Consider the following 16,572-nt stretch of genomic DNA (forward strand, 5'->3'; position numbering starts at 1 on the left):
AGGTGTGCGTTGGTTACACCAAGCGCGGCCAAAAAGAAAACGGCGCCGTGGTCGAACTGCGCCGCTCCTTCAGGCGTGGCGCGGCGAGATCGAGGAAGGCGCGCAGTTTCACCGGCAGCAGGCCCTGGTCGGCATGAACGAGGCGGACCGGCCAGGGCGGCTGCTCGAACGGCTCGAGCGGCGGCACGCCGGCACGGCGCGCCGCAGCGGAAAGACTGCCGGCTTCCACCGTGGCGAACGAGCAGGGGAATGGCATCGAGGCGGTCCATCCATTCTTCCAGAAAATGGAAGCTTAGATTGCAGATATGCGTTCTTCCTCCGGATTTCGGAAGGGGTTAAATACGGTGCTATTTCGTCCGGGGAGCGCCGCCATGAACGCCTTCACCAGCGATGTCGCCTTCACGCCCACGGTCAAGGCCATCCAGTCCCGCAAAGGTTCGCGCGAGTCCTATGCTCGCGTCGAGGAGCGCGGCGGCTGGCGGGCGGCGATCACGCCCGATCTCGCCGCCTTCGTCGAGGCGCAGACCAGCGTGTTCCTGGCGACGGCCAATGGCGGCGGCCAGCCCTATATCCAGCATCGCGGCGGCCCTGCCGGCTTCCTCAAGGCGCTCGACGAGCATACGATCGGCTTTGCCGACTTCTCGGGCAACCGGCAGTTCATCACCCAGGGCAATCTTGCGGACAATGCCCAGGCCTTCCTGTTCCTGATCGACTACATGCTTCGGCAGCGCATCAAGATCTGGGGCCGGGCGCAGGTGATCGAGGACGATCCAGACCTAACGGCAAGGCTGATGCCGGCAAATTACAGGGCGCGATCGGAGCAGGCGATCCTGTTCACCGTCACGGCCTGGGATGCCAATTGTCCGCAGCACATTCCGCAGCGTTTTGAAGCAGCGGATGTGGCCGCGGCGCTTGCCGAGCGCGACCGGCGCATAGCAGACCTCGAGCAAGAAGTTGCGCGCCTGCGTGGAGTTGCGACTAAGGGATGACCTGGCCTGGCTGCTTCTCGTCCTTGGCGACCGAGGCTTCGGCCAGGGTGACGCCCTCGGCGGTCGGGCGAAGCGGAACGATGCCGCGCGCCAGCGCCAGCACATATTTGCTGTATTCGGTGAGCAGCACGCGCAGCGCTTCCGGCTTGGTCAGCCAGCTGCCGTTGCCGAGCTTGGTGTTGACCACCGGATACGGTTCGAGCCGCGCGCCATGCAGCAGCCGGCCCATTTCCAGCAGGCTGCGCGGCATGTGGTAGTTGTTGGTGACGAGGATGATGCTGCCATAGGCGTGGCTTTCCACCCATTTGGCGCTTTCCTCGGCATTGCCGATGGTGTCGAGCGCGGCACGGTCGATGTCGACGCAGCAAGAAAACAGCTGCTTGTCGCCGCCCATCGCCATTTGCAGCTGGCGGCGGCTGGCCGAGGGATGGACGCCGCTTATCAAGAGCCGCTCGCCCTTGCCCGACGCCAGCAGGTCCATGGCTGCGTCGAGCCGCGACTGGCCTCCGGTGAGCACGATGATGGCATCGGCCTTGGCCGGATTGACCGGCGTCGTCATGCTGCTGACCTTGTCGGCAAACCAGCCGAAGCCACCAGCGAAAAGCGCCAGCAGGGCAAGCACGAAGAAACCGCAGATACGAAGCGCAAATCTGAGGCGACCAGACCTCGCAGACCCAGCGCCGCGCGAAAGCGCCGCTGGCATCCGTCCAGCCGTTCCGATCGAGTCCCGCGCGTCCATCATCCTCAGGTTAATCCTGAAAACATCCTATGGTTAACTCCGAAATGCGCCCTTTCATAGATAAGGCGGCGCACTTTGCGTTACGGCAGCTGCTCGGTCCGTGATCGTTTTCCTTCCTGAATATAACGGTTTAGACCGGTTCCGTTTTCGTCCCACGGCGTCTCGTCATGATCAGCCCGAGTCCGGCTGGCGGATGTCGATATCGCTGAGATAGGCGACGACGGTGGCATGCGAGGTCGCCGCCGTGAGCGCGCCGATCACCAGCACCATCAGGCCGACGCCGAGATAGCCGGTGGAGCCGATGGCGAAATTGCCGAACAGCGCGGTCGCCTGGTCGGCCTCCGGCGTCGCCATGTTGCGCGACGACCACCAGGAAAAGACGATGAACACGAGAATAGCGGCGGCACCTCCGGCGGCAGCGCCCTTCATGCCGGTGACGAGGAAATGCCAGCGGAATTCGCGCGCGATGAAGCGGGCCTCGGCACCGACGAAATGCAACACCTCGATGATGTGACCGTTGCCGGCCATGGCGCCGCGCGTGGCGAACACGACCGTCAGCACCGTCGCCGACAATATCAGCGCCAGCACGGCAAAGCCGATCGTCACCGTCGTGTGCGCCATGGCGACCAGCCGGTCGACCCACGTGCGATGGTCGTCGAGCGCCGCGCTCGGCAGTTTGGGCGTGATCGCGGCGCGCATGGCGGCGAAGTCGGGCGGGCTGGCCTCGTCGATGGTGACGACGATGAGCCGCGGCACCGGCAGTTCATCGATATTGAGGCCGGTGCCCAGCCACGGCTCCAGGAGCCGCGCCGTCGCATCGCGGTCGACGATCCTCGTGCCCTTCACGCCGGGGAATTCGCTGGCGATCTGCGAGGCCTGCGCAAGTGCCGCCTCCATGTCGAGGCCCTCGACCGGCTTGATCTGGATCGTCGCCTCGCGCGAGATCTGGTTCTCCCACACCGAGGCAGTGTCGCGCACCAGCGTCACGGCGCCGAAGGTCAGGCAGGACAGGAAGGTCATGATGGCGATGACCAGCACCAGCGCCCGGCCGGCGATGTTCTGCGCCGGCACGATCGGCGCCATCTTGCGCTGGACGCGCCGAACGGTTGCCGTCGTCTCGGCGGCAGCCTCGTCATGCAGGTGGTGGGCCGGAAGATCAGTCATAGACATCCAGCCTTCCGCCGGCGAGAATCATGCGGCGCGCATCGACCTGCTCCATCAGGCCGAGGTCGTGGGTGGCGATCACCACGGCGGTGCCAAGCCGGTTGAGCTCGATGAAGAGCCGCAGCAGGCGGCGCGCCAGCGGCGGATCGACATTGCCGGTCGGCTCGTCGGCAAGCAGGATCTCCGGCTGCTCGATCAGGGCGCGGGCGATCGCTGCGCGCTGCTTCTCGCCGCCGGACAGTACCGGCGGCAGCACATGCATGCGGTCGCCGAGCCCGACCCATTTCAAAAGCTCGGTGACGTCGGTGCGATAGCCTGCCTCCTCGCGCCCGCGCACGCGCAGGGGCAGCGCGACGTTCTCGTAAGTGGTCATGTGATCGAGCAGGCGGAAATCCTGGAACACCACGCCGATGCGGCGCCTGAGCAGCGGCAATTCGCTGCGCGAGATGCGCGAACGGTCCTTGCCGAAAATGGTGATCAGACCGCGCGTCGGCTTCAGCGACATGAAGAGCAGGCGCAGCAAGGTCGTCTTGCCGGCGCCCGAAGGACCGCTCAGGAACTGAAAGGAGCGCTCCGGAATGTGCAGGGAAATGTCGCGGAGGATCTCCGGACCCATGCCATAGCGGAGGCCGACATTTTCGAAGCGGATCACTTTCGGCGACCTGAAACCTTAGGCGGCGTCCTGCCGGCCTGTTCTCTGCCAAGACCATCGGCCGGCATGGTTAATCGTCGGTTAATTTCTGCGCGTTTTAGACGTTTCACAATGGTTCCGGTGGGGAAGCGTTAACCATTTGCGTTTACCCAAAAGCAACGAAGATTGCACTGGGGCCGTAATGGCTGAAGACAGAACCGCGCGCCCTGTTTCCGGCGAAATCATGACCGGCACGCCGGCAAATGCCGCGCCGGAGCGCGTCATGCTCGACGCGCCGGCCGACATCGTCGACGCCGACTATGTGGTGCTGCCGCGTTTCGCCGCCCGTTCCGAGCCGACCGTGGCGCCGCCACCGCCGCAAGCGCCCTCGACGCCATCCGTCGAAGGCATGGGCATGCTGCGCAAACCGGAGGCCGCGCCCACGCGGCCGGTCTCGCGCGGCGGTCCGATCTTCTGGATCGCCGGAGTGGGCGCCGCACTCGTCGCTTTCTGGATCTCGGGCGGGCACGCGCTGGTGCGCCAGAGCCCATTGTGGACGACCGCGCAGCCGGCAAGCGCGCTCAGCATTTCCGGCGTGACGTCACGAATCGATGACTCGGGATTGAAGCCCGTCCTGTTCGTCGACGGCGAGGCAGCCAATGACGGCGCAAGAGCGGAAGCGCTGCCGCCGCTCGAAATCCGCGTCACCGACAAAGCCAGCAACGTCATCCGCTACAGGCTGGGGACATCCAACCGCTCGCTGGCGCCGGGCGAAAGATTCGGCTTTTCCAGCCGCCTCGATGTGCCTAGAAACGGTGTCAGGGCCGTATCGGTCACCTTCGCCGGCTGAGGCGTATTGATATTCAGGTGAGGCCGGCCTGCAAATAGCGGCTTCCTGCGCTTCCGGTGCTCACGTACTGAAACGTACGCTCCGCTCCGGTTCTCGGAAGCCACAATTTTCGGCTCGGCCTGACCTGAATCTCAACCCGTCTATCGACACCGCTGCCGATTTTTTGAAGGAAAAACGATGCCAGTTGTTCGCGGCAAGGAAATCGAGGTCCTGTTTTCGGCTTCGGCGATCGCCCGGCGTAATCTCGAACTCGCCAAGGAGATCGCCGGGCGCGACTATCATGACCTGCTTGTGATCTCGATCCTGAAGGGCTCGTTCGTCTTTGCCGCCGATCTCATCCGCGCCATGCACGATGTCGGCCTGTCGCCCGAGGTCGAGTTCATCTTCATCTCCAGCTATGGCGCCGGCACCACCAGCGGCGAGGTCAGGGTGCTGCGCGATATCGACAACGAGGTCGCCGGACGCGACGTTCTGCTGATCGACGACATCCTCGAATCCGGCAAGACGCTTTCCTTCACACGCGATCTCATGCTGTCGCGCGGCGCCAGGAGCTGCGCCATTGCGGTGCTGCTCGACAAGCGCATGCGCCGTCAGACCACGCTCAACGCCGACTATGTCGGCTTCGACTGCCCCGACTATTTCGTCGTCGGCTACGGCATGGACGTGGCGCATGCTTTCCGCGAACTGCCGTTTGTCGGGGTCGTGAAGGGCGACGCGTAAGGTCGCGCTCCAAAGACCGCACAGACGTTTCGAATTTTCAGAAAACGTCAACGTTTCGGCGGCATCTATCTCGCCATGGCAAAGCTTCTGATCGTCGAGGACGATGAGTCCGTCCGCACCCTCGCCGCCCGCGCGCTGGAGCGCGACGGGCATACTATCGCCATCGCCGCCGACGGCGCGCAGGGGCTGGCGCTGATCCAGCAGAACCGCGGCGGCTACGATCTCGTGGTGTCCGACATCCGCATGCCGGAGATGGACGGCATCGAGATGGCGACGGCGGCAGCGAAACAGTACCCGGCGATGAAGATCATGCTGATGACCGGCTACGCCGACCAGCGAGAGCGCGCCGAGGAACTGAACGGCATCATCCTCGACGTTGTGCAGAAGCCGTTCACGCTGGCAGAGATCCGCGCCCGCGTCGGTCGGGCATTGAGCTGCTTCGCCTGACTGTTTAAACGGCATCGCCGGTCGCGGCGAGCGCAGGCGCTGCGCTGCGCCGGCGTTCGCCGTCGAGCGCGACCAAGCCGGCGCCGATGATCAGCGCCGCGCCAAGCACCGTCGTTGCCCGCGGGACCTCGGCGAAGAACAGGAAGCCCCAGAGCGGCGACCAGAGAATGCCGGTATATTCGAAGGTGGCGACGCGGTTGGCGGGCGCCATCCGATAGGCTTGCGACAGCAAAATCATGCCGGCGGAGGCGACGAAGCCGCAGGCCGCCATCCTGAGGAAGTCCGGCAGCGCCGGCCACACCCACGGCCGCACCAGGAAATCGAGGCTCGGATGGCCCGCATGGGTGATGCCGGCCAGATGAAACATGATGGTGACGGCCACGGCGCCGGTGAGATAGGCGCCGTTCTGGTAGAAGGCCATGACGGTGGAGGATTCGGTGTCGCCGATCCGGCGCGCCATCAGCTGCGAGAAGCCGTAGAGGAACGCCGAGCCGAGCGACAGCAGCGCCGCCCAGTCGAACAACCCGGCGCCCGGACGCAGCATCACGACCACCCCGACCAGGCCGATCAGCACCGTCGTCAGCGTCCGCCAGGCGACGTGCTCGCCGAGATAGGGCCCGGCAAGCGCCATGATGAAGAGCGGCGCCATGAAATAAAGCGCTATGGCGTCGGCCAGCGACAAGGCGGCGATCGCCAGATAGTAGACGGTGTAGGACGAAAACTGGATGAAGGCGCGCAGCGTCAGCATGCCCGCTCGCTTCGACAGCAAGGCCTTCAGGCCGACATCGGCCTGGACGATGACGATCAGAATCGGCAGCGCAACGACGGCGCGAATCGCCATCACTTCCGTCACCGGATAGCCGCCCGAAACCGCCTTCACCAGCGGGTCCTGCAGCGAAAAAACGAGAACGCCCAGGCAGAGGCTCAGAATGCCAAGCACCATCCGGTTCCGCATGTTCGTTCCAGCGAAAAAGAGCCCGCTACCGTTTCGGGCAGCGGGCACGAGTGAGGACTCTTCGAATTGGTCCGCGGCCGATTTCGCGGCCGCATATCCAATGGGAGAGACGACTATCCTGTGGCGTTTGACATGTTGCAAACGAATTGGAATGATATCAGCAATCAAAACTTCTTATGGCGGCACATGAAGCCCACCCTCGACAGCGACCTCCTGCGCACCTTCGTGGTGGTGGCCGAGACGGGCAATTTCACCAAGGCCGCCGAAAAGGCCGGGCGCACCCAGTCGGCCGTTTCCATGCAGATGAAGAGACTGGAGGACATCGTCGGCGACAGCCTGTTCGAGCGCGGCTCGCGCGGGGTGGCGCTGACGCGGCGCGGCGGCGAGCTCATCGGCAACGCCCGCCGGATCGTCTCGCTGCTCGACGAGACGGCGGCGTCGCTGGTGGCGCCGCCGCTCGGCGGCCTGGTGCGCATCGGGATCCCAGCCGAGTACGGACGCTCGATCCTGTCGCGGGCGCTCGGCGAATTCGCCAAGCGCCATCCGCGTGTGGAGGTCACGGTGCGCTACGCCCATTCGGCCTCGCAGGTGAGGTCGCTGGCGGCGGGCGAGCTCGACCTCGCCGTGGTGTTCGAGTGGGAAGGCTTTTCCGGCGGCGAGGTGCTGATGCACGATCCGACGGTATGGGTGACATCGACGCTGCACCACATGCATGAGGAGCGGCCGGTGCCGATCGCGCTCTACAGCCGCGACGGCTGGTGCCGCGACTTCGCGATCAAGTCGCTGCAGCAACGCGGGCTCGACTACCGCGTCGCCTATACCAGCGACACCAATGGCGGCCTGACGCTGGCGGTCACTTCCGGGCTGGCGATCGCGCCGATCTCGCGCAGCAACATCCCAGCAGACTGCCGCGAGCTGACCGCCGCCGACGGCTTCGGCGACATCGATTCCTCCAACGTGGTGCTGCACCGCAATCCGCTTGCGACCGGCGAAGCGATCGACGGCATGGAGAACGCGATCCGTGAGGCCTTCCTGCTGACCAGGCAGGCGCAGGCAACGGCCAACCTTTGATCCGCGACTTTGGCAAGATGCTTTGGTCGGTCCGACCTATTGGCGAATCGCCAGCGCGGCCGGCGGAGCTTCGACAAAATGGCCGTGTGAACTATTTCAGCTCGAGCAGCCGTTCGAGATAGCTGCGCTCGATATCGGGGCTGAGCGCATTGCCGAGGCGCTTGCGGATCGCCTCGAGGATCTGGCGGGCACGCTGCACGTCGATCTCGTCCGGCACCTTGACCGAGTTGCCGTCGTCGGGGCCTTTCGTGGCGCGCGGCCGGCCGAGGGGGTCGCGGTCGGCGTCCTGCTGACGCCCGCCCTGCTCGCTGCCGCCTTGGTCGCCCTGCATGGCCTGCATCTGCTTCATCATGTCCTTGGCGCCACGGCGCAGCGCCTCCAGCGCGCGGCCCTGGTGACCGACCGCCTGGTCGCCTTCGCCTTCGCCCAGCGCCTGCTCGGCGTCGCCCATGGATTTGCCGGCCTCGCCGAAGCCCTCATTGGGCTGCATGCCCATGCCTTCAAGGCCTTTCTTCAGCTTGTCGAGCTCGCTCTGCAGTTGGCCCTGGCCCTCCTGCAGCTGCTTCAGCGCGTCGGAGAATTCCTGCGGCGACATCGGCTTCTGCCGGCCGAGCGGGTCGCGATCGTTGCCGGTGCCTGGCTGCTGCCCTTCCTGCGACTGGCCCTGCTGGCCATCCTCGCCCATCTGCTGATCGCCATTCTGACCGCGCTGGCCACGCTGCATCTGGTCGAGGCGGAAGGTGTCGTTCATCATCTCCTGCTGACGGCGCATGATCTCGCCCAGCTTGTCCATCTGCTGGCGCATCTCGCTGTCCTGCTCGCCGCCTTGCTGCTGGCGGCCGGCCTGCAGGTTGTTCATCATGTCCTGCAGTTCCGACAGAAGCTGCTGGGCTCGGTCGCGGTCACCGGATTTGGCGAGGTTCTCGATCTCGTCCATCATCCGGTTGATGTCGCTCTGGCGCAGTTCCCGGCCGTTCTGCTGCATCTGCGGCGCGTTGGGGTTCTGCTGCGCGCGCTGGGCGAATTCCTGCAGGAACTGGTTCATCGCCTCGCGCAGTTCCTTCATCGCCTTGTTGAGCTCTTCGTCGCTGGCGCCGTTCTTGATGGCGTCCTGCAGCGCCTGCTGCGCCTGGCGCAGCCGCCGCTCGGCGGCCGACAGATTGCCTTCTTCGATGCCGAGCGCGATCTCCCACAGGTAACCCACCTCGTTGCGCAGCTGATCATCGGTCTCGGCGAGCTTCAGCCGGCTCCTCGCGCTCATGATCGCGAGATAGTGCGACATGTTGTCGAACGTATCCTCGGGGCGCAACGTGATCGCGTCCATCAGGTCGAGCACGCGCGGCTTGGCGTTGGTGTCGAGCGCCAGCAGCCGGCGCTGCTCGATCACGGCGCGGGCCAGCGGATTGGAGAAGGGCCGCTCCGGCATCAGCAGCGTCTTGGTTTCGCTGGTGGCGGTATGGCCGGCATCGTCCGTGGCGGTGAGCGCCAGCTTGATGGTGCTGCCGGCCCAGACATGCTCGGTCAGATCCTTGGTCGTCTTGGCCGCGTTCGCCTTGCCGCCGCGGCGCGGCAGCGTCAGCGGCATGTCGGGCGGGCCGTAGAGCGGATGCGCATTGGCCGGCGGCGGATCCGACAGTTCGAAGACGGCCTTGGCGGAGGCCGCGCCATAGTCGTCGTCGATCTGGTAGTTGAGCTCGATGGCGCCGTTGACGGCGCGCTTCGGTTCGCCGACGAAACGGATCGTCGGCGGCTTGTCCGGAATGATGGCGAAGGCCCAGTGGCCGAGATCGTCCTCGCCGGACTTCAGCGTCAGCGTGCCATTGGTGCTCAGCTTGCCGGAGAACTGCCGCACCTTGAGTTGGGCAGCGGCTGGGGGCACCGGTTGGGCGGCGGCGGATGTGCCATCCTTCGGCGCGGCCGGCTCGATGGCGCGGTCATTGCCGTTCGTGTCGGCATAGTTCAGTGTTTCCTCACCGGTTCCGCCGGTGACGCGCAGCGAGACGTCGCTGCCCTGCGGGACGCTGAAAGTCTGCGCGGCCTGATTGACATCGGCGGTCAGGAACAGCGGCGGCTTGCCGGTATAGGCGGGCGGCGTCACCCAGGCATCGATGCGCGGCGGCACGGTATCGCGCACGGCACGCGCGACGAAGCCGTCGCCGATCCTGCCGCCAAAAGGCCCGAAGGAGAAGGCGAAGGCGGTGACGAACAGCAGCCCGACCAGTGCCCGCAGGCCCCAGCGGTCATAATCCGGCACGCTCGTGCGCGGCCTGTCGGCGCCGAGGCTGGAGAGCCGCTCGGCCATGCGCTTCTGGTGTTCGCGCCACAGCGCCTGCGAGAAAAGGCTCTCCGCGCCGCTCGGCCGGTCGGTCTGCACCTGCACGGGGCTGTGCAGCAGCTCGTTCGCGGCTTCGATGCGCCGGTCGACCTCGGCGGCGGAAGGAATGCGGAAGAAGCGCAGCGGATAGAGCGCCGCCAGTGCCGATATGGAGAACAGGATCAGGAGGGCGATCCGCGCCAGATCCGGCAAGCGCTGGAACAGACCCAGCCACGAGACGCTGAGAAACAGGCCGGCGACCACCGCCAGCGGCAGCAGCAACGGCCAGCCACGCTCGAAGATCATCGAGGTCCGCGTCGCCAGCCGGCTCAGGGCAAGTCGCCCGGCCAGGCCGCGTACGCCACTGGAAATGGGTCGTTCCGTCATCGGCCCTTCCTGCCCGGGCGGGATAGCCCGGACCTCATGAGCAGAGGATAACACCAAACACGGCGAAGGCGAGGCAGGTTCCGAAAACGTGAAGGGCTTCGCCCCGTTTATGGTCAGAAATTCGCGGGATTTGTGTTGGAACCGCAGACCAGAACGGCCAAACGCTCGCCGGGGGCCGGCGCATAGCGGCCGGAAAGCATCGCGGCAAAGGCGGCGGCTCCGCCGGGCTCGGCGATGATTCGGGCGCGATCCCACAGCGCTTTCTGGGCCGCCACGATGTCGTCGTCGCTGACCAGGATCGAACGCTCGACGAAGGCTTCCGCGATCGGGAACATCATCTCGCCGACGCGCTTCGGCGCGAGCGAATCGGCTGCGATGCCCTCGGCCGGCGCATCGACCGGCTTGCCGGCCTCGAAGGCGCGGTAGAGTGTCGGCGCGCCCTCGGGCTCGATGGCGATGATGCGGATGCGGCCCGCGAACCAGGCGGCGATGCCGCCGATCAGGCCGCCGCCGCCGACGGCGACCAGAAGCGTGTCGAGCTCGGGCAGGTCGGCCTCGATCTCGAGGCCGAGCGTGCCCTGGCCGATAAGCGTCTCTTCCTGGTTGAAGGCATGAATCTGCAAGGCGCCTGTCCTGGCGGCGAAATCCTCGCTGGCGGCGAGCGCCTCGGCGTAGCGCGCACCGCCGACGACCAGCTCGGCGCCGTAGCCGCGGATGCGCTCGAGCTTCGCCGGTGGGCTGACTTCCGGCACGAAGATGGTGGCCCTATGGCCGAGCTTCATGGCGGCGTAGGCGACGGCGGCGCCATGATTGCCGCCTGAGGCGGCAACGACGCCGGCTTCCGGCACCTGCCGCTCGAGCAGGTTGGTGAAAGCGCCGCGCGCCTTGAACGAGCCGGAATGCTGCAGGCATTCGAGCTTGAGATCGACCGGAAAGGCAGGTCGGCCGAAATCGGCCATGTCGACGCGCATCACCGGCGTGTGGCGCACATATGGGCGGATGCGCGGCTCCACGGCGGCAATGCGTTCGCGCGTGATCGTCGCCTTGGGGAACGTGCCGGTGTCCGCTGCGCTAGTGTTCAACATGGTTTGCTCCTCGGGATTGACTTCAATTAGTAACTTAGCAAAATGGCTAAATGCAAGAGGTCGACATCCTAAAGGCAATCGCCAACGAACGCAGGCTGCAGATCCTCGATTGGCTGAAGGATCCGCGCCTGCATTTCCCGCCCCAGGCCGATGGCGATCTGGTCGAGGATGGCGTCTGCGCGCTGCTGATCGCCGAAAAGCTCGGCATCACCCAGGCGACGCTCAGCGAACATATGCGCGTCTTGACCCAGGCCGGCCTGCTCAGCGCCAAGCGCACCAAGCAATGGATATTCTATCGCCGCGACGAGGAGAGGATCGCTGAAGCCAAGACGCTGATCCAGCAGAGGATCTAGCGCCTCGCTACGCTAGCCAATCGGGCAACGAATCCAGCCCAATCAGTTCCTCATAGGTCTGGCGCGGCCGCACGACATGGAAACGATCGCCGTCGACCAACACTTCCGGAACCAGCAGCCTTGTGTTGTAGGTGCCGGCCTGCACCGCGCCATAGGCGCCGGCGGTAGCGACGGCGATAAGGTCGCCCGACTTCAGCCTGGGCAGATCGCGGTCGAGGCCGAGGAAGTCGCCGGTCTCGCAGACCGGCCCGACAATATCGACCTTCATGCGCGGCGTGGCGGCCGGCGGCTGCACCACCGGCTTGATGTCGTGGAAGGCGTCGTAGAGCGTCGGCCGGATCAGATCGTTCATGGCGGCGTCGACGACCAGGAAGTTCCTGGCGTCGCCTTCCTTCACATAGATCACTTCGGAAACCAGGACGCCGGCATTGCCGACGATCAACCGGCCTGGTTCGAACATCACCTTCAGGCCGAGCCGGGTGACATGCTTCCTGACGATCTCGGCATAGGCGTCGGGCAGGGGCGGCGGGCTGTTGTCGAGGCGGTATGGGATGCCGAGGCCGCCGCCGAGATCGACGTGCTCGATTGAATGGCCATCGGCGCGCAGCACGCCGACCAGCTCCACCAGCAGCGCGAAGGCGTCGTCGAAAGGCTGCAGCTCGGTGATCTGGCTGCCGATATGAGTGTCGATGCCGGTCACCCGGATGCCGGGCAGCTCCGCCGCGCGGGCATAGACCTGGCGCGCCCGCTGCCACGGGATGCCGAACTTGTTCTCGGCCTTGCCGGTCGAGATCTTCTTGTGGGTCTTGGCATCGACGTCCGGATTGATGCGCAGCGAAATCGGCGCCACCTTGCCGAGCGCCACCGCGCGCGCCGAGAGCAGTTCGAGCTCCGGCTCGGATTCGACGTTGAAGCAGAGGATGCCGGCGGAAAGCGCAAAGTCCATTTCGCGCGCGGTCTTGCCGACGCCCGAAAACAGGATCTTGCTAGCCGGGATGCCGGCGGCCAAGGCGCGTCGCAATTCGCCTTCCGACACCACGTCGGCGCCGGCGCCTTGTCTCGCCAGCGTCTTCAGCACGGCCTGGTTGGAATTGGCCTTCATGGCGTAGCAGACCAGCGCGTCGAGCCCGGCAAAGGCTTCCTTGAAGACGCGCAAATGCCTGGTCAGCGTCGCCGTCGAATAGCAATAGAAGGGCGTGCCGACGCTGGCGGCGATATCGGGGATTGCCACATCTTCGGCGTAGAGCACGCCGTCGCGGTAGTCGAAGTGGTTCACGGGAAAAGGTCCGAAAATTGGAGCACGATGAGATCGGACGATCTCATCGGCTCTAGAGCAAGGGGTCGAGGATGAACTTCTTGTCCTTGACCGGTTTCTCCGGCTCGGGCGGCAGCGGCTGCTTGGCTCGCTCAGCATCCTTGCGCGCCTGCACTGCCGCTTCGTAGGGGGTATCGAGGCCGCCCCTCCTGCCGCAGGCCGTCACGGTGACAACCGCCGCCAGCAGCGCGAGCGTCACCAAAATCCTGCCTCGGGTCATCGATCCATCCGTTCGAAACTGTTTTGTCCAGCCGCCGCTTTTAGCCGAGTTTGCAGCGCATTGCATCCCGGCATTACGCCTTGGCCAGGCGCTTTTTCCAGTAGCGGATTTGTTTCTTCACTTCCGACGGCGCGGTGCCGCCGAAGCTCACACGGCTCTTCACCGAATTCTGCACGGCAAGCACCGAGAAGATGCCGTCGGTGATGCCGGGATGGATCGAACGCAGGTCCTCCAGCGAGAGCTTTTCCAGGCCGACCTTCTTCTCCTCGGCAAGGGCGACGGCGCGGCCGGTGACGTGATGGGCCTCACGGAAGGGGAGGCCGAGATTGCGCACCAGCCAGTCGGCGAGGTCGGTCGCGGTGGCGTGACCGGCGCCGGCGGCCTTCTTCATGGCGGTGGCGTTCACGGTCATGTCGCGCACCATGCCGGTGGTCGCCGCCAGCATCAGGTCGAGCGTCTCGGCGGCGTCGAAGACCGATTCCTTGTCCTCCTGCATGTCCTTGCCATAGGTCAGCGGCATGCCCTTCATCACCGTCAGCAGCCCGACGAGGTGGCCATTGACGCGGCCGGTCTTGCCGCGCACCAGCTCGGCGGCGTCGGGGTTCTTCTTCTGCGGCATGATCGAGGAGCCGGTCGAGAAGGAGTCCGAGAGCCGGACGAAGCCGAACTGCGGCGTCGACCAGATGATGATCTCCTCGGCGAGCCGCGACAGATGCGTGCCGCAGATGGCGGCGATTGACAGGAACTCAAGGGCGAAGTCGCGATCCGACACGCTGTCGAGGGAGTTGCGCATCGGCTCGCGGAAGCCCAGTGCCTTCGCCGTCATATGGCGGTCGATGGAAAAGCTGGTGCCGGCGAGCGCGGCGGCGCCCAGCGGGCTTTCGTCCATGCGCTCGATTGCGTCGTTCACGCGCGACAGATCGCGGCCGAACATCTCGACATAGGCCATGCAATGGTGGCCGAAGGTCACGGGCTGCGCCGCCTGCATATGGGTGAACCCGGGCATCACCGTTGCCGCGTGCTCCTCGGCGCGTTCGAGGAAGGCGGCGATGAGGTCCTTCAGCGCCTGGGCGACCCGCTGGCATTCCTCCTTGACCCACAGCCTCAGGTCGAGCGCCACCTGGTCGTTGCGCGAGCGGGCGGTGTGCAGTCGGCCGGCTGCCGGCCCGATCAGCTCGGCAAGGCGGGCCTCGACATTCATGTGGATGTCTTCGAGCTTGGTCGAGAATTCGAACCTGCCAGCCTCGATCTCTTTCAGGATCGTGTTCAGGCCGTGAGCGATTTTTTCTTGATCGGCCGCCGAAATAATGCCCGTCTGCGCCAGCATCTCGCTATGGGCGATCGATCCGCGGATGTCCTGCGCATAGAGTTTGCGGTCGAAGGAGATCGACGCGTTGATCGCTTCCATGATCGCGGCCGGACCCGAGGCAAAACGTCCGCCCCACATCTGGTTGCTGGCCTTGTTGTCGCTCATCGCTATAACCCGTGCTCCGGAGCAGTTCTAAGAAAAATGGCAGACGGCAATAAATTCTTCCCGGCCCCGCGCCTCATCCTCGCCGCTTTGGTGGCGGGCGTGCTGGCCGGCGCGGTCGCGGTATATGTCAGCGAGAGCGGTTCTGGCAACAACGCCCAGCCGCCGCAGGCTGCGGCAGACAACAGCAAGGATGATGTCGCCTGCAAGGCCAAGGCCGGGCGGGCCAAGCAAGTCGCCGCAAAGGCCGTCGGCCAGGTCGCGGCGTTGCAGCCGGCGGACCCGCCGCAGTCGCTGAGGAGCCTTGCCTTCAACGGACCGGACGGCAAGCCGATGACGATCGCCGACCATGCCGGCAAGACGGTGCTGCTCAATCTCTGGGCGACATGGTGCGCGCCCTGCCGCGCCGAAATGCCGGCGCTCGACGCGCTGCAGAAGGAGAAGGGCGGCAATGCCTTCGAGGTCGTCGCGGTCAATATCGACACCGGCGACGACGCCAAACCGAAGAAATTCCTCAAGGAGATCGGCGTCGAGACGCTCGGCTATTATCGGGATCCGACGATAGCTTTGTTCAACGAGGTCAAGACCCGCGGGCTGGCGCTGGGCTTGCCGGTCACCATGCTGATCGACGGCGAGGGTTGCCTGATCGCGCATATGAACGGCCCGGCGGAATGGTCGAGCCCCGACGCCAAGCGGCTGGTGGAAGCCGCACTTGCACCGTGATCCTCAAGCTCGGATGCGTGTCATCGCGACTCACTCCACGCGGACGGTGACGATAAGCGCGTCGTGATCGGCGCTCGGGCTGCCATCCGGCAACAGTGCCGGCAAAGTCGCCGCCGCGCTTGCCGCAAGGCCACGGGTGAAAAACCAGTCGATGCGGCCGATCGGCGTCGGATCGCCGGCGGCGCGCCGCTGCGTCGGCCGGTCGAGCGTGTTGGCGTCGCGCCAGCGGTAGCCGTGGTCGGCAAGCACCTGAAACAGCGGTTCGTGGCGCTCGACGTCGATCAGCCGGCCGGGTTCGGCGGCAATCCGCGCGCGCCAGGCGGCAGGGTCGTCGTGACGCTCTTCATGGCCGGCGGTCAGCGTGTTGAAGTCGCCACCGATCAGCACTGGCGCGTGCGCGTCATATTTGTCGATCTCCTCGAGGAGATGGCGTGTCTGGTCCGCGCGGCCGGCGGGATCGGTACGGTTTTCGAGATGCACCGAAACAACAGTCACGCGGCGGCCGCCGAGCAGCACCTGGCCGCCGATCGCCATGCGCCCGCCGATGCGCGGCTGGCCGCGCTCCGGGCGGAACCAGCCGCCGGCGGCATCCAGGCGAAAGAGGAATGGGCGCTCGAGCGGCACGGCGCTGGTCACGGCGTTGCCGTGGAAGCCTTCCCTATTCTCGGCCTCGCCCGTCGCCATCTGTTCCGAATCGTTGCCAATGCCCAGTTCGACGAACTCGACGCCATAGGCGAAAGCGTGGCCGAGCCGGTCGGCAAGCCGGCTCAGCGGATGACCGTTGCCCGAACGGGCCATGCCCTTGTCGACCTCCGTCAGCAGAACCACGTCCGGCGCCTGGCCGGCGATGGTCGCGGCGATAGCATCGACATGGCGAAGCCGCTCGACGTTCCATGCCATCACCGTCAGGCTTGCGCCTGCGCCATCGCGGGACGTCCTGCCGCCGATCTCGATCTCGCCCAATGCCGGAATGGCGGCAGCGTGGCGCATATGGGTGGCGCTGCCGCGCGGGCCTTCCCGCATTGCCTGGCGGTCAGCCATCGGCACATGGGTCAATTGCGCGACAAGCATGTCATTCGTCCAATTTGGCCGGCGCTCAACTTAGCCGGTTAAGCATGAGTGGTCTTTACGCCGCTTC

At 65.4% G+C, this 16,572-nt stretch carries 18 protein-coding genes; 7 read left to right on the forward strand and 11 right to left on the reverse strand.

What is annotated here, in order from left to right; all coding sequences use genetic code 11:
- Positions 1-13: 13 nt before the first annotated feature.
- On the reverse strand, positions 14-256 hold the full coding sequence (locus QAZ47_RS09290) for a hypothetical protein (RefSeq protein ID WP_278233931.1): 243 nt from the start codon (positions 254-256) through the stop codon (positions 14-16).
- Between the two features lie 115 nt (positions 257-371).
- Here QAZ47_RS09290 and QAZ47_RS09295 point away from each other — a divergent pair, with 115 nt between their 5' ends.
- Positions 372-989: a pyridoxamine 5'-phosphate oxidase family protein gene (locus tag QAZ47_RS09295; protein ID WP_278233030.1), complete on the forward strand. Its 618-nt coding sequence runs from the start codon at positions 372-374 to the stop codon at positions 987-989.
- On the opposite strand, the gene QAZ47_RS09300 is transcribed toward QAZ47_RS09295, so the two are convergent.
- The 3 genes from QAZ47_RS09300 to ftsE form a co-directional block, all read right to left on the reverse strand.
- Positions 979-1,731: a YdcF family protein gene (locus QAZ47_RS09300; RefSeq protein WP_278233031.1), complete on the reverse strand. Its 753-nt coding sequence runs from the start codon at positions 1,729-1,731 to the stop codon at positions 979-981. The genes QAZ47_RS09295 and QAZ47_RS09300 overlap by 11 nt on opposite strands.
- A gap of 168 nt (positions 1,732-1,899) precedes the next feature.
- Positions 1,900-2,892, reverse strand: coding sequence for an ABC transporter permease (locus QAZ47_RS09305; protein WP_278207806.1), 993 nt, complete (start codon positions 2,890-2,892; stop codon positions 1,900-1,902).
- Positions 2,885-3,544, reverse strand: coding sequence for a cell division ATP-binding protein FtsE (gene ftsE / locus QAZ47_RS09310; RefSeq protein ID WP_095816884.1), 660 nt, complete (start codon positions 3,542-3,544; stop codon positions 2,885-2,887). The genes QAZ47_RS09305 and ftsE overlap by 8 nt, the downstream gene beginning before the upstream one ends.
- A gap of 181 nt (positions 3,545-3,725) precedes the next feature.
- Between ftsE and QAZ47_RS09315 the strand changes: the two genes are divergently transcribed.
- The 3 genes from QAZ47_RS09315 to QAZ47_RS09325 all read left to right on the forward strand — a co-directional run bounded on the left by QAZ47_RS09315 (position 3,726) and on the right by QAZ47_RS09325 (position 5,540).
- A complete protein-coding gene (locus tag QAZ47_RS09315) occupies positions 3,726-4,373 on the forward strand; it encodes a hypothetical protein (RefSeq protein ID WP_278233032.1) in 648 nt (215 codons plus the stop codon).
- Between the two features lie 177 nt (positions 4,374-4,550).
- A complete protein-coding gene (hpt, locus tag QAZ47_RS09320) occupies positions 4,551-5,093 on the forward strand; it encodes a hypoxanthine phosphoribosyltransferase (RefSeq protein WP_278233033.1) in 543 nt (180 codons plus the stop codon).
- Positions 5,094-5,168: 75 nt separating this feature from the next.
- Positions 5,169-5,540, forward strand: coding sequence for a response regulator (locus QAZ47_RS09325; RefSeq protein ID WP_278233034.1), 372 nt, complete (start codon positions 5,169-5,171; stop codon positions 5,538-5,540).
- Positions 5,541-5,544: 4 nt separating this feature from the next.
- Here the strand turns inward: QAZ47_RS09325 and QAZ47_RS09330 are convergent, their stop codons facing one another.
- A complete protein-coding gene (locus QAZ47_RS09330; RefSeq protein WP_278233035.1) occupies positions 5,545-6,495 on the reverse strand; it encodes a DMT family transporter in 951 nt (316 codons plus the stop codon).
- 186 nt (positions 6,496-6,681) lie between these two features.
- Between QAZ47_RS09330 and QAZ47_RS09335 the strand changes: the two genes are divergently transcribed.
- Positions 6,682-7,566, forward strand: coding sequence for a LysR substrate-binding domain-containing protein (locus tag QAZ47_RS09335; RefSeq protein WP_278233036.1), 885 nt, complete (start codon positions 6,682-6,684; stop codon positions 7,564-7,566).
- 91 nt (positions 7,567-7,657) lie between these two features.
- On the opposite strand, the gene QAZ47_RS09340 is transcribed toward QAZ47_RS09335, so the two are convergent.
- Positions 7,658-10,267 (reverse strand): TIGR02302 family protein, encoded by a 2,610-nt coding sequence (locus tag QAZ47_RS09340; RefSeq protein WP_278233037.1) that lies wholly within the window; start codon positions 10,265-10,267, stop codon positions 7,658-7,660.
- A gap of 113 nt (positions 10,268-10,380) precedes the next feature.
- Positions 10,381-11,352 (reverse strand): threonine/serine dehydratase, encoded by a 972-nt coding sequence (locus QAZ47_RS09345; protein ID WP_278233038.1) that lies wholly within the window; start codon positions 11,350-11,352, stop codon positions 10,381-10,383.
- Positions 11,353-11,402: 50 nt separating this feature from the next.
- Here QAZ47_RS09345 and QAZ47_RS09350 point away from each other — a divergent pair, with 50 nt between their 5' ends.
- The gene (locus QAZ47_RS09350) at positions 11,403-11,705 is read left to right on the forward strand and encodes a metalloregulator ArsR/SmtB family transcription factor (RefSeq protein ID WP_278206445.1); all 303 of its coding nucleotides are present in this window, start codon (positions 11,403-11,405) and stop codon (positions 11,703-11,705) included.
- A gap of 7 nt (positions 11,706-11,712) precedes the next feature.
- Here the strand turns inward: QAZ47_RS09350 and lysA are convergent, their stop codons facing one another.
- From lysA to argH, 3 genes are all read right to left on the reverse strand, one after another.
- Positions 11,713-12,981 (reverse strand): diaminopimelate decarboxylase, encoded by a 1,269-nt coding sequence (lysA, locus tag QAZ47_RS09355; RefSeq protein ID WP_278233039.1) that lies wholly within the window; start codon positions 12,979-12,981, stop codon positions 11,713-11,715.
- A 52-nt stretch (positions 12,982-13,033) separates the two neighbouring features.
- Positions 13,034-13,240 carry a lipoprotein gene (locus QAZ47_RS09360; protein WP_066990222.1) on the reverse strand — a complete coding sequence of 69 codons (207 nt, stop codon included), beginning with the start codon at positions 13,238-13,240 and terminating at the stop codon, positions 13,034-13,036.
- Between the two features lie 73 nt (positions 13,241-13,313).
- Positions 13,314-14,714: an argininosuccinate lyase gene (gene argH, locus QAZ47_RS09365; RefSeq protein WP_278233040.1), complete on the reverse strand. Its 1,401-nt coding sequence runs from the start codon at positions 14,712-14,714 to the stop codon at positions 13,314-13,316.
- 36 nt (positions 14,715-14,750) lie between these two features.
- Here argH and QAZ47_RS09370 point away from each other — a divergent pair, with 36 nt between their 5' ends.
- Positions 14,751-15,434 carry a TlpA disulfide reductase family protein gene (locus QAZ47_RS09370; RefSeq protein WP_278233041.1) on the forward strand — a complete coding sequence of 228 codons (684 nt, stop codon included), beginning with the start codon at positions 14,751-14,753 and terminating at the stop codon, positions 15,432-15,434.
- Positions 15,435-15,464: 30 nt separating this feature from the next.
- Here QAZ47_RS09370 and QAZ47_RS09375 read toward each other — a convergent pair whose 3' ends face one another.
- A complete protein-coding gene (locus QAZ47_RS09375; RefSeq protein WP_278233042.1) occupies positions 15,465-16,505 on the reverse strand; it encodes an endonuclease/exonuclease/phosphatase family protein in 1,041 nt (346 codons plus the stop codon).
- Positions 16,506-16,572 lie beyond the last annotated feature (67 nt).

Origin of the sequence: Mesorhizobium sp. WSM4904, assembly GCF_029674545.1 — a bacterium.
Lineage (GTDB): Bacteria > Pseudomonadota > Alphaproteobacteria > Rhizobiales > Rhizobiaceae > Mesorhizobium.

Excerpts from the sequence above, each read along its gene's own strand:
- QAZ47_RS09290 (WP_278233931.1), bottom strand. The coding sequence starts at position 256 with ATGCCATTCCCCTGCTCGTTCGCCACGGTGGAAGCCGGCAGTCTTTCC.
- QAZ47_RS09295 (WP_278233030.1), top strand. The coding sequence starts at position 372 with ATGAACGCCTTCACCAGCGATGTCGCCTTCACGCCCACGGTCAAGGCC.
- QAZ47_RS09300 (WP_278233031.1), bottom strand. The coding sequence starts at position 1,731 with ATGATGGACGCGCGGGACTCGATCGGAACGGCTGGACGGATGCCAGCG.
- QAZ47_RS09305 (WP_278207806.1), bottom strand. The coding sequence starts at position 2,892 with ATGACTGATCTTCCGGCCCACCACCTGCATGACGAGGCTGCCGCCGAG.
- QAZ47_RS09315 (WP_278233032.1), top strand. The coding sequence starts at position 3,726 with ATGGCTGAAGACAGAACCGCGCGCCCTGTTTCCGGCGAAATCATGACC.
- hpt (WP_278233033.1), top strand. The coding sequence starts at position 4,551 with ATGCCAGTTGTTCGCGGCAAGGAAATCGAGGTCCTGTTTTCGGCTTCG.
- QAZ47_RS09325 (WP_278233034.1), top strand. The coding sequence starts at position 5,169 with ATGGCAAAGCTTCTGATCGTCGAGGACGATGAGTCCGTCCGCACCCTC.
- QAZ47_RS09330 (WP_278233035.1), bottom strand. The coding sequence starts at position 6,495 with ATGCGGAACCGGATGGTGCTTGGCATTCTGAGCCTCTGCCTGGGCGTT.
- QAZ47_RS09335 (WP_278233036.1), top strand. The coding sequence starts at position 6,682 with ATGAAGCCCACCCTCGACAGCGACCTCCTGCGCACCTTCGTGGTGGTG.
- QAZ47_RS09340 (WP_278233037.1), bottom strand. The coding sequence starts at position 10,267 with ATGACGGAACGACCCATTTCCAGTGGCGTACGCGGCCTGGCCGGGCGA.
- QAZ47_RS09345 (WP_278233038.1), bottom strand. The coding sequence starts at position 11,352 with ATGTTGAACACTAGCGCAGCGGACACCGGCACGTTCCCCAAGGCGACG.
- QAZ47_RS09350 (WP_278206445.1), top strand. The coding sequence starts at position 11,403 with ATGCAAGAGGTCGACATCCTAAAGGCAATCGCCAACGAACGCAGGCTG.
- QAZ47_RS09360 (WP_066990222.1), bottom strand. The coding sequence starts at position 13,240 with ATGACCCGAGGCAGGATTTTGGTGACGCTCGCGCTGCTGGCGGCGGTT.
- argH (WP_278233040.1), bottom strand. The coding sequence starts at position 14,714 with ATGAGCGACAACAAGGCCAGCAACCAGATGTGGGGCGGACGTTTTGCC.
- QAZ47_RS09370 (WP_278233041.1), top strand. The coding sequence starts at position 14,751 with ATGGCAGACGGCAATAAATTCTTCCCGGCCCCGCGCCTCATCCTCGCC.
- QAZ47_RS09375 (WP_278233042.1), bottom strand. The coding sequence starts at position 16,505 with ATGCTTGTCGCGCAATTGACCCATGTGCCGATGGCTGACCGCCAGGCA.